The sequence below is a fragment of the Roseospira navarrensis genome, assembly GCF_009601025.1.
Lineage (GTDB): Bacteria > Pseudomonadota > Alphaproteobacteria > Rhodospirillales > Rhodospirillaceae > Rhodospira > Rhodospira navarrensis.
In genome coordinates this window covers 1-709 of record NZ_WIVE01000171.1, presented here as the reverse complement: position 1 = coordinate 709, position 709 = coordinate 1, and the positions used below count along the sequence as shown (strand labels likewise).

The window sequence follows — 709 nt, the reverse complement described above, 5'->3', positions numbered from 1 at the left end:
CCCCAGGCGACCCCCAACATACACCCGACGCGGGGTGGAGCAGTCCGGTAGCTCGTCAGGCTCATAACCTGAAGGTCGTAGGTTCAAATCCTACCCCCGCAACCAATAAAATCAAGGGCTTAGCGCCGACGCGCTAGGCCCTTTTTGCTTCCTGGGGACAAAATGGGGACACTTGGAGCCAATCATTGTCCCCATGAGCCAACCCGCTTCAACAAGCACGGCGCGGCACGGCCGTGCCATTTACCGATCAAAGAATGCTGTGGCGGCCTTTCCCGAAAGCTTGTTGCTAGGTTACCATGAAAGCGGGCCACTTGAGGGATAGGGCAGTAATCATCCTTTAATAGTGAAAGGATGAATCAACATAGGGAGGACATGTAATGGCAACTCTAAAAATAGAAACTGTAAAGACAAAAACGAAAGGTGGGTATGATGCCGAGATTACTGGTATCGACCCTACCGATACCGATTGCCTGAGAGGGACGATAAATACGCCAGCGAAAGGCATGGAAAATGGTAAGTGGAATCTCGGTGGAATCTGCCGGGATAAGGCCGATGAGTGCAATATAATTCCAAATAGCGAAGAAATAACAGATGTCATCGACACCGCAAAACGGTTGGGATGTAAATGATTTAAGGCTTATCCCTTTGAGTCCGGGACCACATCATGTGGTGACAGGTGGCCTGAAACGGCGTAGAACATAACGTGAAC

Annotated in this window: 1 protein-coding gene and 1 tRNA gene; both read left to right on the top strand. The window is 50.4% G+C overall.

Annotated elements, in window-relative coordinates:
• The first annotated feature begins 28 nt into the window (after positions 1-28).
• Positions 29-105 (top strand) — tRNA-Met (locus GHC57_RS19145).
• Positions 106-377: 272 nt separating this feature from the next.
• The gene (locus GHC57_RS19140) at positions 378-629 is read left to right on the top strand and encodes a hypothetical protein (RefSeq protein ID WP_153347261.1); all 252 of its coding nucleotides are present in this window, start codon (positions 378-380) and stop codon (positions 627-629) included.
• The last annotated feature ends 80 nt before the right edge of the window (positions 630-709 follow it).

What these genes read in the sequence shown, in the direction of transcription:
- GHC57_RS19140 (WP_153347261.1), top strand. Translation starts at nt 378, where the DNA reads ATGGCAACTCTAAAAATAGAAACTGTAAAGACAAAAACGAAAGGTGGG.